The following is a 13,579-nucleotide window of genomic DNA, read 5'->3' as shown; positions in this document are numbered from 1 at the left end:
TTTATTTTGAATGATTCTAAATAAAATTCGGTAAAATTTAAAATTGAATAAAAAAATTAACTAAAACTCATCAATGTTAATATATTTGAGCATGAAAATTGTAGAAACGTTTATGAAAAAAAAGTTTATGAATTAATCAGGTTAAGAAAAGAAATTTTAAAATCTAACAAAAAACGAAATATTAATTTCGACTCAGGAACAGTACTTTTTTGTCTGTCTGAAAATTCAGATTCAAATCATGCAGATTTTAATATTTCAACAGAAGTTGTAAATATATATACAACCGACGATTTGATAAGCCAGGTTGAAAATTCAAATATATGGGCATTAATAATTGATGAAAATGCCGTTTGGGCAATAAACTATCTTGAGAAAGTAAAAAAAATTGCATCATCTACGATTCCAGCATACCTCTTTATTTCAAACTTTTCGAAAAACATTAATATAGAAGGCTATTTCGACATCGGTGTAAATGGATTTGTTCACAAACACGAATCTTCAGAAATCGTTTCGCATCAGATAAATGCTATTGTAGAAAGAGAAAAAGAAATTAAAGACAAATATCTTAATGCCCTAAATCTCGCAGCTAATGCTTCACCAATTCGTTTTGAAAATTCAATAGATCAAAAAATTGGCGATATAAGCATTTCTATTCTACATGAACCATTCAACGAAATTCCAGGTGGCGACTTTTATGAAGTTTTCGATCTAAATGACAAAAAATTAATAATCCTTGGTGATGTAATGGGCAAAAAGTGGGGAGCATGGTTTTTTGTTCTTGCTTATATTGCTTATATTAGAAGTACTGTCAACTTTTTTGCCAATAACCCTGAAGTTGAATTTTCATCGAATCCGGAAAAATTATTAGAAATAATCAATCAATATATATATAAAGATTTACAACTGTCAGAAGTTTTTACTACACTAAGTGTAATTGTAGTTGATACTGAAAAATCGTCAATCAAGATTTCATCGGCAGGGGCAATGCGTCCATTTTTCTACAATCACACAAATGAAAAAATGAGACAACTAAATATTGTTGGAACCCTTCTTGGTGTGATTGATAGCTCAAAATATCAAAGTGTAAATATTGATATTAAAAAAGGCGACAAACTATTAATATTTACAGATGGTTATTCTGAAGCTAAAGCCAGCAAAACTGGCAAAGAAATTGGAGAAATTGCATTATTAAATGCTTTTAATTCTCGCCGCCAGAAAGATGTAGTTTCATGCCAACAAATTGAAAACGAAATAATTGAGGAATTTAATATTAGTTCTTTTGACGATGATAGAACTATGCTCTTAATTTGCAAATCATAAATAATTGACTTTTTAGCAATCAAGAAACGAATTGTCTAAACTTCAAAAACAAAAAATGCCAATAAACTTACATTTATTGGCATTTTTCTTTTAGGGATTTAATTAATACCTAAATCTTCTTTTTTTCTTTTTTCTACCACGTCTATCTTCTTGTCGTTCACGTTTGTCTTCTTCTTGTTCAGCAATGGTTTCCTGAATTTCTCTTTTTGTAGCAGCAATATCATCTTCCATAGTTTCTGCAAATTCATGCAATAACTTTTTTGTTCCTAGCGAAACTTCAGTAAAACCAAATGTATGCAGCTCAATAGTTTCTAAAATTGCTTTTTGACGATTTGTTCGATCTATTTGTTTTTCCAAATCCTTCAAATCATCTTTTAAATCTCGCTCATCATCTCTTTTGTCATATCGGTCTCCCCTATTGTGTCCTTTTCTTTTTCTAATTTCTTTGCTTTCCGATTTTACTTCGTTTTTACTCTGTTTTGCTTCAAGTTTTTCTCTCTCTATTTTAATTTCGCTTTGCTCAATTTCTCTATGTATATCAGATATTATATCTATTTTCAAAGCTTTCACTTTTGGAAAATTCTTTTTTAAATATGCCTTTTCAAATTTTACGAGCTTAACTTTAAAAATATCTAATTCAATGTTATCTTGTTTAAGGGTAGCTTCATCAATTTTTAGTTGTTCTTTATTTTGGGCTGCTTCGTTTGCATTTCTATTCTTTTGTGCAAAAATTTCAAATTGAAATAATAAAACTATTAGAGCTAATAATAATACTGATTTTTTCATCTTTCTGTCCTTTATATTTATACTAATTTATCTTTCATCAAAATTTCTTGTCTTATAGAAAAAATTGTGCCAAAATTTTTTAATAATAAAAAAACAAAAAGTTAAGAGAATTATTTCTACAAATTATTGATAAGCAATCTCATTTTGACTAACTTCTCTAAAAGGTTTTCCAATAAATTGAGTTTTAACATATTTGCTCCATCCGATTTTGCTTTTGGCGGTTCAGGATGAGTTTCAATGAAAATTCCATCGGCACCTACAGCAATTCCTGCACGTGCAACAGTTTCAATCAATTCCGGATTTCCTCCTGTTACTCCAGATGACTGATTTGGTTGTTGCAGCGAATGAGTAATATCTAAAACAACAGGAAAGCCAAATTTTTGCATTTTGGGAATCCCTCTATAATCAATTACTAAATCCTGGTAGCCAAACATTGTTCCTCTTTCGGTAAGAAAAACATTTTCGTTTCCGATGTCCGTAACTTTTTCGACAGCAAATTTCATAGATTCCGGCGAAAGAAATTGTCCTTTCTTAATATTGACAATCTTACCGGTTTTTGCAGCAGCAGCTAACAAATTTGTTTGTCTGCAAAGAAAAGCCGGGATTTGTAATACATCGACATATTTAGCAGCAAAATTCGCTTCTTCCTCTGTATGGACGTCTGTCATAAGCGGAATACTTAAACTTTCTCCAACATTTTTCATTATTGAAAGGGCTTTTTCATCGCCAATTCCTGTGAATGAATCTTTCCGAGAACGATTTGCTTTTCGATAGGATGCTTTAAAAATATATGGTATTTCTAATTTGTTAGCAATTTTTTGAATTTCGCTGGCAATATTAAAAACCATATCTTCATCTTCTACAACACATGGTCCCGCTAAAAGAAAAAACATATTTTTATCAAGAAACTTCACTTTTTCTAATCTTGATAGTATTGATTTTTGCATTTTAGAAAAAAACTTTAATAAATAACTTTATAAAAAATCAATAATTATTAAACTATCATACCTGCACAAACTGTTTCATTTGTAGCTTCGTCAATTAGAATTACACTACCAGTAATTCTATTTTTTCTATAAGAATCAAAAAATAATGGCTTGGTAGTTCTAATTTTTATTCGTGCTATATCATTCAAATTTAAGACTTTGTCTTCCTTATCTCTGTTTAAAGTATTGATATTTATTTTATAAGTAACTTCTTTGATCATACATCGAACATCGCGAGTTGTATGTTTAACTGCATATTTTCCACTTGGGACCATAGGTTTTTCGTTAAGCCAACATACCATTATATCAATATCCTGACCAATTTTAGGAACATTATTTTCTCGAATTATCATATCTCCACGGCTGATATCTAAGTCATCTTCGAGAGTAATACACACTGACTGAGGAGCATAGGCTAAATCGAGCTTTTCTTTGTATGTATCAATTGATTTAATTTTCGATGTAAATCCTGAAGGCAAAACTTTTATATTATCTCCAGGCTTGAAAGCACCACCTGCAATTCTTCCTGCATATCCTCTGTAATCGGGATGTTCAGCTGTTTGAGGACGAATAACATATTGTATCGGAAAACGTGCATCAATATGATTTTGATCGCTTGCAATGTGAATATTTTCAAGTAGATAAATAAACGTTGAACCTCCAAACCAATCAGTATTTTTTGATCTATCAACAACATTATCGCCATTGAGTGCACTAATTGGTACAAAATGCACATCCTGAATATCTAATTTCCCTGCTACTGCAGAAAAGTTATCTTTTATTTTCTCAAATATATCTTCGTTAAAGTCAACTAAATCCATTTTGTTTACACAAACAATTACATGAGGTATTTGTAAAAGTGAAGCAATGAATGCATGACGAAGCGTTTGTTCTATCACTCCATTTCTTGCATCAATTAGGATTATTGCGGCATTTGCAGTTGAAGCACCTGTAACCATATTCCTTGTATATTGAATATGACCTGGTGTGTCAGCAATAATAAATTTTCGTTTAGGAGTTGCAAAATATCTGTATGCAACATCAATTGTTATTCCTTGCTCTCGCTCTGCCCGCAAACCATCTGTGAGCAATGCCAAATTAATTCCTTCTTCCCCTCGTCTTAGAGCTGTTTCTTCAAGGGCTTCTATCTGGTCTTCAAAAATTGCTTTACTATCAAATAATAATCTTCCAATTAATGTACTTTTTCCATCATCCACACTACCTGCGGTGGTAAATCGCAGTAATTCCATGTTCAAATATCCTTTATCTTTTGCCATAATTATTGTATTTTAATATTGTTTTAAAATGTAGAACGAACTCTTTAAAAGTATCCTTCTACTTTGCGATCTTCCATAGCTGCTTCGGAGCGCTTGTCGTCAGCTCTTCCACCTCTTTCGGTAACAAGGGTAGATGCAACTTCCTGAATAATCTCTTCAAGAGAATTAGCTGGAGATTCTATCGCTCCTGTACATGTTGAATCACCAATAGTTCTGAAACGTATTGTCTTCACCATTGGTTTTTCATTTTCTCTCAAGCTAATATATGGAGAGACGGCGAGTAATGTTCCATCGCGGTCAAAGACTTCTCTTTGGTGAGAGAAATAAAGACTTGGCATTTCAATTTTTTCGAGTAAAATATATTGCCAAACATCCATTTCTGTCCAATTACTTATTGGAAATACGCGAAAATGTTCGCCAAGCTGTTTTCTACCGTTAAAAATATTCCATAATTCCGGGCGTTGATTTTTTGGATCCCATTGTCCGAATTCGTCTCGGTGGGAGAAAAATCTTTCTTTAGCACGAGCCTTTTCTTCGTCACGTCTTCCTCCGCCCATTGCACAATCTATTTTTAGTTCTTCAAGACCATCGAGCAAAGTTGTAGTCTGTGCTTTGTTTCTACTGGCATTGGGTCCGGTTTCTTCAGCTACTCTACCCTTATCTATCGAATCCTGAACATATTTTACTATCAATTTTGTATCAGTTTCCTCCATTAGTTTATCTCTGAAATCTAAGGTTTCCTGAAAATTATGCCCAGTATCGATGTGCATTAGTGGAAAAGGAACTTTTGCAGGAGTAAAAGCTTTTCGCGCCAAATGAAACATAACAATTGAATCTTTACCTCCGGAAAAAAGCATTACAGGTTTTTCGAACTGAGCTGCTACCTCGCGTATTACGTAAATCGACTCAGACTCTAACTCTCTGAGATGATTGATTTTGTATCTTTTCATATTTATCTGAAATTTTGCAGATTCTTATCTGCATTTATTAATAATTGGTAATATTTTTTCTAAAACTTTGTCAATGGAATTTTGAATATTTAATTCATCTGTTCTAATTTCAATATCGGGATTTATTGGTTCTTCGAATGGAGAATCTATTCCTGTAAAATCTTTAATTTTGCCTTCTCTTGCTTTTTTATAAAGACCCTTCACATCTCGTTTTTCTGCAATTTCTAAAGGCACATTAATATAAATTTCAACGAAATTATTTGAACCGATTATATCTTTAGCTTGTTTGCGAATTTCGATAGTCGGACTCACAAAACTGTTTATTGTAATTATGCCACAATCAAGAAATAATTTAGAAATTTCGGCAATTCGGCGAATATTTTCATATCGGTCTTCTTCCGAAAATCCAAGATTGTTGTTTATGCCTGTGCGAATATTATCGCCATCTAAAATTTGAGTAAGGAAGCCTTTTTTGTGAAGTACTTTTTCTACACCAATAGCAATTGTTGATTTACCTGATCCGGAAAGACCTGTCATCCATAAAACTATTGATTTTTGTTTTAACAATTCTTCTTTTTCCTCCCTACTGATTATCCTATCGAATACCGGATGTATATTTGTTGCTTTACTCATAAAGCTCTTTGTTTACAGTAATTTTAAATTCAATATTTCATTTTGCATGAAAAAAATAAATTTATTCAATCTCATGCCTTTATAGAAAAACCCTTTATATATAATTTATTAAAACGCCAAAGATATTTAAAATTAATTTATTGAACTATTTGATTTGAAAATGAAATATCCATTAAACATTCAAAAGGATTTTGCAAAAAAATAGCCATAAATTCACATATTTATATTTTCAACCTTATGAATTTATGGCCATTAAGTTATTATTGTTCCAACTAATTGTGCAACAAAAGTGTTAAGAATTTATCCTTTCTGCGGCGAGCAACTTCTACTTCCGAACCATCTTCCATAATAATTGTGCCACCTTCACCTTTTATATATCTTTCGACATATGCCAAATTTATTAGATGTGATTGATGAACTCTGAAAAATTTCGATTTTGAGAGCAACTCTTCATATTCTTTGAGAGTTTTTGTTACTAAGATAGTTTCCTTTGAATTCAGAAAGATGTTGGTATAATTACTTGTTGATTGACACCGAACAATATCTTTTACTTTTACAAGATGGATACCACTCATGGTTGGCAATGCAATTTTATTGAATCCGTTTCTATTACTTATCAAAGTTTCCAACTTTTTATCAATTGAGTAGTACTTGTCATTTTCTTTAATTTTATCGACTGCACTGACCAATTCTTCCGGATCGTATGGCTTTAATAAGTAATCTATTGCACTGAATTTAAACGCTTTTATGGCATACTGGCTATATGCTGTTACGAAAATAATTTTGAAGTTTTTCTTTGTAATTCTTTCAAGTAAATCGAAGCCGGAACCATCTTGCATGTGGATGTCAAGAAAAATTACTTCAGGATTTAATTTATTGATTTGCTCTATTCCAGAATTTACACCATCAGCTTCGCCAACAATTTCAATATTCTTGCAGTACTTGCCAAGAAAATTTCTCAAAGTAATCCTGCTTTTCGCTTCATCGTCTATAATTAATGCTGTAATCATTCTAAGAATAAGTATTCAAATTTTTCAAAACCGATTTTATATATACGCTAAATTATAAAAATTGATTTAATTTTTTGACAAAAGTAGTTTTTTATAAATCAAATAGATCAAACTTATTTAAATCTATTTTTTGTTGCAAGACTAAAAATAGTCTTAAGATATTATGTATTAAGCAATTTTCTAAGTTCGGAAGGATGAAATGGCTTGCTAATATAATCGTCCATCCCGGCTGCAATAAACCTTTCTTTGTCGCCTTTCATGGCGCTTGCAGTCATTGCAATTACTTTTGTTTTATTACTTTTTTCATTTTCAGATTCATAATTTCTTATTTTTTTTGTGGCCTCAATACCATTCATAATTGGCATTTGAATATCCATGAGTACTAAATCATACTTTTTAGATTTGAACATGTCAAATGCAATTTTTCCGTTTTCAGCAATATCTATTGTATGACCTAATTTTTTAATATTGAAAATGGCAACTCTTTGATTTATAGGATTATCTTCAGCCAATAAAATACTGAGGCTTTCTGTTGCTGTTGTGTCATTTTCAATTTCCTTATTGTCTAACTGTTTTTGTTGCTTTTCTGAAATTCCTAATACAATTGTAAACCAGAATGTTGAGCCTTTTCCCAATTCGCTTTCTACTCCAATATTTCCGCCCATAAGCTCAGACAATGATTTTGAAATTGCCAATCCTAAACCTGTTCCTCCATATTTTCTTGTAGTAGATTTTTCTGATTGCGAAAATGTTTTAAAAAGCCGCATTTTTCCTTCTTCAGAAATACCGATACCTGTATCAACAATCTTAAATAATAGTTTCAGTTTATTCGGCTTTTTTTTAGAAAATTCGACTGAGAGACAAACACTACCTTCGTTTTTGGTAAATTTTATTGAATTGTTTATTAGATTTATAATTATTTGTTTTAGTCTTATGGGATCTCCGACTAAATTTTGAGGAATTCGAGGATCAACCTTGACAGAAAATTTTATTGCTTTTTCCATAATTTTTATGCTAAACAATTTTTCTATCTCATCTATTTCCTTTTTTAAATTGAATACAATTTTTTCGAGTTGTATTTGGGACGCTTCAATTTTAGAAAAATCAAGAATGTCGTTGATTATAGACAGCAAATTTGAGCCTGAAACTTTTATCATTTCTGAAATTTCTTCTTGCTCTTTATTTAATTTGGTTTGTTGTAGAATATCTGCCATTCCAAGAATTCCATTAAGGGGAGTTCTTATTTCGTGCGACATATTTGCCAAAAACATTGACTTAGATTTTGTTGCTGCTTCGGCTTTTTCTTTGGCTTCTACCAATTTACTTTTAGTAGTATTTAGAGTTTCGATAGTTTCTAAAAGTTGCTCGTTTTTGGTATTCCTGTCGGAAATTATTGTTTCTAATTCTTTCCTTTGAATATAAAGATTAAGTAAAACTTTAACTTTTCCCTGAAGTATTTTTTCGTTTATTGGTTTCGAAATAAAATCGACTGCCCCGGTCTCAATTCCTTTTATCACGTAAAAATCTTCTTTGTAAATTGCTGAAACAAAAATTACTGGCAAGTATTTCGTAGCTTTCGATTGTCGCAATAACTCAACTGTTTCATATCCATCCATATCTGGCATCTGAATATCGATAATTGCAAGGGCAAATTCGTTGTCAAAAGTCTGTGTGAGAGCTTCGTTTCCTGATAAAGCTCTAACAAACTTAATATCGAAATCTTCAAGAAGTTTTTCTAATGCAATCAGATTTTCAATCCTATCGTCAACTATCAATATTTTAGGCTTCATTCTCATTGGTAATATTCACAAGTATTTTTTTTAGTTCTTCAGGTTTAAATGGTTTGCTTATATACTCATTCATACCAGTTGCCAGAAGTTTTTCTCTATCGCCTTTTAAGGCATTTGCAGTCATGGCTATAATCTTGATATTGCCAATTGCTTTATTTTTAAGTTCTATTCTTCGGATTTCTGCAGTAGCTTCAATACCACTCATTTCTGGCATATGAATATCCATTAAAATAGCATCGTATTTATTCTTTTGATATTTTTCTACAGCAATTTTTCCATTTTCCGCAATATCTATTTCGTGCCCGAATTTCTGTAAATTATATACAGCTACTTTCTGATTAATAACATTGTCTTCAGCAAGAAGAATTTGCAATTTTCTGGAACTTTTTGAGTGGATAATATTCTGATTTTCATCAAGTTTAACAACAGATTGTTTAACTCTATCGAAAACTGCTGTGAACCAAAAATTCGAGCCTTTACCATACTTGCTTTCCACTCCGATTTCTCCTCCCATAAGTTTGGATAAGTTTTTCGAAATAGCCAATCCTAATCCTGTGCCTCCATATTTACGATTTATCGATGAATCAGATTGTTTAAACACATTAAAAAGATTCTTTTTCCCTTCTTCCGAAATTCCTATTCCGGTATCTTCAACCTCAAAATATAATTTAATTTTTTTGTTAGTTTTTTCTCTAATATTCAATTTCAAAGTTACGCTCCCCTTGTCGGTAAATTTTATAGCATTGTTCAACAAATTAATTAATATTTGTTTCAAACGAACAGGGTCTCCTTTAATTACTTTCTGTACTGCCGGACTTATCTTTTTTATAAGTTTAACACGGTTTTCGTTTGCTCGAATCTGAAGTAATTTATATATATCTTCAACTAGTTTGAATAAGTTGAATTCTATATTTTCAAGCTCTACCTGATTGGATTCTATTTTTGAAAAATCAAGAATATCATTGATTATTGTGATAAGATTGTTTCCTGAAAGATGAATTATATCTACCAATTCTTTTTGACTATCGTTAAGTTTGGTTTCTTTTAGCAAATTTGACATGCCAATAATTCCATTCATTGGAGTTCTTATTTCGTGACTCATACTTGCCAAAAAAATTGACATTGCATGCGTTGACGATTCTGCCTTCTCTTTTTGAATTTTTAGAAGTTCTTCGGCTTCTCGTCTTACATGAATTTCTTCAACCAAGTCTTTAGTTTGCTGAGATACAAGCTCTTCGAGTTTTGTTCTATGCTTATGAAGTTCCAGAAATATTTTCACTTTCCCACATAAAATTTCTCTATTTAACGGTTTAATAATAAAATCGACTCCGCCCGATTCTATTCCTTTTATTATATGTGTATTTTCTTTATAAATTGCAGACACAAATATTACTGGAAGATGCTTCGTACTTTTAGCTTTTCTGAGAAGTTTAACAGTTTCAAAACCATCCATCTCCGGCATTTGAACATCCATTATAGCTAATGCAAAATCATTGTTAAATGTGTGAGTTAAAGCTTCGAAACCCGATAAGGCTCTAATAATTTCAATATCGAAATCTACAAGTAAAGTTTCCAGAGCAATAAGATTCTCAATCTTATCGTCAACAATTAATATTTTGGTTTTATCTTTCGACATTTTAATTTTCTATTTATACATCCATACTCTCATAAGAGATAAAAGTTTATCAATATTTACCGGTTTCGACAAATAATCGTTGGTTCCGGCATCCAGACATTTTTCTTTATCTCCTTTCATAGCTTTAGCAGTGAGAGCAATAATTGGTAGTTTTTTATAACGATTTTGTTTTCTGATTTTTTTTGTGGTTTCGTATCCATCCATTATCGGCATCATAATATCCATTAATATTAGGTCAATATTTGTCTGTATATCAAGAAGTTCAAGTGCTTTCACTCCATTTTCGGCTTTATGGATATTCATTCCTCGTTCTTCAAGTATTTGTGTTAATGCAAATATATTTCGGATATCATCATCAACTATAAGAATATTTTTATTCTCAAAAAGAGCCTCTTTGTTATGTAAGTTAGAAATAACTTTTTGCTGATGTTGTGGCAATTCGCTAACAACCCGATGTAAAAACAAAGCCGTTTCATCAAGAAGCCGTTCTTCAGATTTTACACCTTTTATAATAATTGAATTAGTATATTTTTGCAATTGTTCGTTCTCATTTCTTGTCAGGTCTTTCCCGGTATAAATGATTACAGGAGGAATCGTCAAATTCTTCTCTTTTTCTAATTTACCTAACATTTCAAAACCTGACATATCGGGCAAACCAAGATCTAATACTATACAATCTACTTTTTCTTTCTTAATGTAGTCTATTGCTTCGCTACCTGTACCCACTCCTATTGTATTTACATCATGATCACCAATTATGCCGCGAATTATCTTTCGTAGATTTTCATCATCTTCAACAATCAAAAGATCTTTCATTTTTCTATCAATGAAAGTTTCAATTTTTTCAATTGCAGCTTCAAGTTCCACAGGTTTTGCAGGTTTCATTAAATAACCAATTGCACCTCTTTTGTAAGCATCAATAGTCTCTTCGTATGCCGACATCATATGGACAGGAATATGGCGAGTAGCCGCATTTTCTTTTATTAAATCAAGAACAGACAAACCATCAATTCCCGGAAGTTTAATATCTAAAATTACTGCTTCAGGCAAATGCTTTTCGCACAAAGACAAACCATCTTCACCGGAAGGAGAAACTATGCACTTAAAATTCTTTTCATGACATTGCATCAAAAGAACTTTGGCAAATTCCAAATCGTCTTCTATTATTAAAATGGTTCTATCATTATTTGTCAAATCATTTCTGTCATCATCAACAAAAGTGGATATTTCTTCAGATGTATTGTCCATCACTTGAGTTGACTTAAAATTATTTCTTAGTTTTTTTAAGGTTTCTATTTTCTTTCCTTTGACAAGTCTTTTTTCGGGTTTATTTACTTCATCCTCATCAATTACTGAAACATAGGGAATAATTAAAGAAAAAGTGGAACCCTTTCCTTCTTCACTTTCAAGTTGAATTTCGCCACCTAAGATTTTTGCAATTTCGCGAGATATTGACAATCCTAAACCCGTTCCTCCAAATTTTCTAGCTGTCCCACCTTCTGCTTGCTGAAAAGCTTCAAAAATTGACAAATGCTTTTCTTTTGGAATACCAATACCTGTATCGGAAATTGAGATTGAAAGTGCTTTTTCAGCTTGCAATTTACTTTTAGAAAGATTTATTCCTTCTTTTGGTTTAGAAATCTCGACTTTAATTTCGCCTTTATTAGTAAACTTAATTGCATTAGACATTAGATTTTTTATTATCTGTTCTAATCTTTGTCTGTCGGAGGTAATTGTTTTCGGCAAATGGTTACTTAAACTCACCTCAAGGTTCAGACCTTTTTCATCAATTACATGTTGAAAATAGAGATTTATTTCGGTGGCAATATCTTCTATCGGAAATTCTTCTACTTCAAATGCCATTTTTCCTGATTCAATTTTAGATAAATCAAGAATTTCGTTTATCAAATTTAATAAGTCTTGACCACTTTTATTGATTATTTCAGCCGCTTCAATCTGATCGTCTTTAAGGTTTTTGTGTTTGTTATTTGTCAGATTTTGCGAAAGAATTAATAAACTGTTCAAAGGAGTTCTAAGTTCATGTGACATATTGGCAAGAAATTCAGATTTATATTTGCTTGAAATTTCTAATTCTTTTGCCTTTAGTTCAATATCGCTACGTGCAATTTCCAATTCGATATTTTTTTCAGTAATCCGTTGCTTTTGCTTTTCAAGTGATACTGTTTTTCCTTCCAATTCTTCATTGGTAACACGTAACTCTTCCTGTTGTTGCTGAAGATTTTGTTCGCTTTTTTTAAGAGCTTTTGTCTGTTCTTCAAGTTCTTCATTGGCCACACGCAATTCTTCCTGCTGGACCTGCATTTCTTCGTTAGTTTGCTTCAATTCTACTTGTTGTATCTGGAGAGCTTCGGCCTGTTCGCGGGTTTTTTCAAGCATTACTTTCATATCGACCCTTGCTTTGGCAGAATAAAGACTAACACCTACCAATTCCTGTATAATTTTAAGGAGTTCAATTTGAAGTGGATTCCATTCATCCAAAATACCTAATTCAACTACGCCTAATACTCTTGTTTCATAAATTAAAGGAATTACAGCAATATTTTTTGGAGGGGTTTCCCCCAAACCGGAATTTATTGAAATATAATCATCGGGAACATTCGACAAAATAATCATTTCCTTTTCGAAAGCAGCCTGTCCGATCAGTCCTTCTCCTACAAGAATTTTGTTATTCATGTTTTTTCTTGTCCTAAAAGCATAAGAAGCAGAAAGTTTTAAGTTTTTCTGATCAGATTCCATTAAGTAAATCGCACCTACCTTGGCTAACATATATTTTGCAAGGAATGTTATTATATTGCTTGCCAATTCTACCAAATCCTGATCACCTTTCATTTTTTCGTTTAGGCTATTTTGTCCTGTTTTAATCCAATCCTGTGATTCTTTCTCAATATTTGCCTGCTGTAGGTTTTTTGCCATTTTTTGAAGAGCAGAACCCATGGTGTCTTTATCACTTAAAGGATGGTATTCATTGTCAAATTTTCCTTTACCGACTTCAATTGCAAATACAGATGCCTCTTTTAGACCATTAATTAAAAGGGCATTGTTAACAAAGTATACTTAATTGATTATTCCATTTCAACATGAGCATCATTACAGCTTGTTTCAACATTTCTAACTTTTTAGTATAGCACTTGCTTTTTCTTCTCATTCTTGCTAAGAAGTGCCTGAATAAA

At 31.7% G+C, this 13,579-nt stretch carries 10 protein-coding genes; 1 reads left to right on the top strand and 9 read right to left on the bottom strand.

What is annotated here, in order from left to right:
• The first annotated feature begins 291 nt into the window (after positions 1 to 291).
• Positions 292 to 1,320 (top strand): serine/threonine-protein phosphatase, encoded by a 1,029-nt coding sequence (locus HN894_14365; protein MBT7144507.1) that lies wholly within the window; start codon positions 292 to 294, stop codon positions 1,318 to 1,320.
• Between the two features lie 102 nt (positions 1,321 to 1,422).
• Here the strand turns inward: HN894_14365 and HN894_14360 are convergent, their stop codons facing one another.
• The 9 genes from HN894_14360 to HN894_14320 all read right to left on the bottom strand — a co-directional run bounded on the left by HN894_14360 (position 1,423) and on the right by HN894_14320 (position 13,343).
• Positions 1,423 to 2,106, bottom strand: a complete 684-nt coding sequence (locus tag HN894_14360; protein ID MBT7144506.1) for a hypothetical protein — start codon at positions 2,104 to 2,106, stop codon at positions 1,423 to 1,425.
• A 116-nt stretch (positions 2,107 to 2,222) separates the two neighbouring features.
• On the bottom strand, positions 2,223 to 3,053 hold the full coding sequence (gene kdsA / locus HN894_14355) for a 3-deoxy-8-phosphooctulonate synthase (GenBank protein MBT7144505.1): 831 nt from the start codon (positions 3,051 to 3,053) through the stop codon (positions 2,223 to 2,225).
• A gap of 47 nt (positions 3,054 to 3,100) precedes the next feature.
• Entirely contained in the window at positions 3,101 to 4,342 is a 1,242-nt protein-coding gene (locus HN894_14350; GenBank protein ID MBT7144504.1) for a GTP-binding protein, read from the bottom strand.
• 71 nt (positions 4,343 to 4,413) lie between these two features.
• Positions 4,414 to 5,319 carry a sulfate adenylyltransferase subunit CysD gene (cysD, locus tag HN894_14345; GenBank protein MBT7144503.1) on the bottom strand — a complete coding sequence of 302 codons (906 nt, stop codon included), beginning with the start codon at positions 5,317 to 5,319 and terminating at the stop codon, positions 4,414 to 4,416.
• A 24-nt stretch (positions 5,320 to 5,343) separates the two neighbouring features.
• Complete coding sequence (gene cysC / locus HN894_14340; protein ID MBT7144502.1) at positions 5,344 to 5,952, bottom strand: adenylyl-sulfate kinase; 609 nt, start codon at positions 5,950 to 5,952, stop codon at positions 5,344 to 5,346.
• Positions 5,953 to 6,224: 272 nt separating this feature from the next.
• Positions 6,225 to 6,962 carry a response regulator transcription factor gene (locus tag HN894_14335; protein ID MBT7144501.1) on the bottom strand — a complete coding sequence of 246 codons (738 nt, stop codon included), beginning with the start codon at positions 6,960 to 6,962 and terminating at the stop codon, positions 6,225 to 6,227.
• A 161-nt stretch (positions 6,963 to 7,123) separates the two neighbouring features.
• Positions 7,124 to 8,752, bottom strand: a complete 1,629-nt coding sequence (locus tag HN894_14330) for a response regulator (protein MBT7144500.1) — start codon at positions 8,750 to 8,752, stop codon at positions 7,124 to 7,126.
• The gene (locus HN894_14325) at positions 8,742 to 10,388 is read right to left on the bottom strand and encodes a response regulator (protein ID MBT7144499.1); all 1,647 of its coding nucleotides are present in this window, start codon (positions 10,386 to 10,388) and stop codon (positions 8,742 to 8,744) included. Before HN894_14325 ends, HN894_14330 begins: the two co-directional genes overlap by 11 nt.
• Before the next feature lie 9 nt (positions 10,389 to 10,397).
• Positions 10,398 to 13,343 (bottom strand): response regulator, encoded by a 2,946-nt coding sequence (locus HN894_14320; GenBank protein MBT7144498.1) that lies wholly within the window; start codon positions 13,341 to 13,343, stop codon positions 10,398 to 10,400.
• Positions 13,344 to 13,579 lie beyond the last annotated feature (236 nt).

It is taken from the genome of Bacteroidota bacterium, assembly GCA_018692315.1.
Taxonomy (GTDB): Bacteria; Bacteroidota; Bacteroidia; order Bacteroidales; family JABHKC01; genus JABHKC01.
The sequence above is the reverse complement of the archived record's forward strand: the minus strand, read 5'-3'. Positions and strand labels throughout refer to the sequence as shown.

What these genes read in the sequence shown, in the direction of transcription:
- HN894_14360 (MBT7144506.1), bottom strand. Translation starts at nt 2,106, where the DNA reads ATGAAAAAATCAGTATTATTATTAGCTCTAATAGTTTTATTATTTCAA.
- kdsA (MBT7144505.1), bottom strand. Translation starts at nt 3,053, where the DNA reads ATGCAAAAATCAATACTATCAAGATTAGAAAAAGTGAAGTTTCTTGAT.
- HN894_14350 (MBT7144504.1), bottom strand. Translation starts at nt 4,342, where the DNA reads ATGGAATTACTGCGATTTACCACCGCAGGTAGTGTGGATGATGGAAAA.
- cysD (MBT7144503.1), bottom strand. Translation starts at nt 5,319, where the DNA reads ATGAAAAGATACAAAATCAATCATCTCAGAGAGTTAGAGTCTGAGTCG.
- cysC (MBT7144502.1), bottom strand. Translation starts at nt 5,952, where the DNA reads ATGAGTAAAGCAACAAATATACATCCGGTATTCGATAGGATAATCAGT.
- HN894_14335 (MBT7144501.1), bottom strand. Translation starts at nt 6,962, where the DNA reads ATGATTACAGCATTAATTATAGACGATGAAGCGAAAAGCAGGATTACT.
- HN894_14330 (MBT7144500.1), bottom strand. Translation starts at nt 8,752, where the DNA reads ATGAAGCCTAAAATATTGATAGTTGACGATAGGATTGAAAATCTGATT.
- HN894_14325 (MBT7144499.1), bottom strand. Translation starts at nt 10,388, where the DNA reads ATGTCGAAAGATAAAACCAAAATATTAATTGTTGACGATAAGATTGAG.
- HN894_14320 (MBT7144498.1), bottom strand. Translation starts at nt 13,343, where the DNA reads ATGGGTTCTGCTCTTCAAAAAATGGCAAAAAACCTACAGCAGGCAAAT.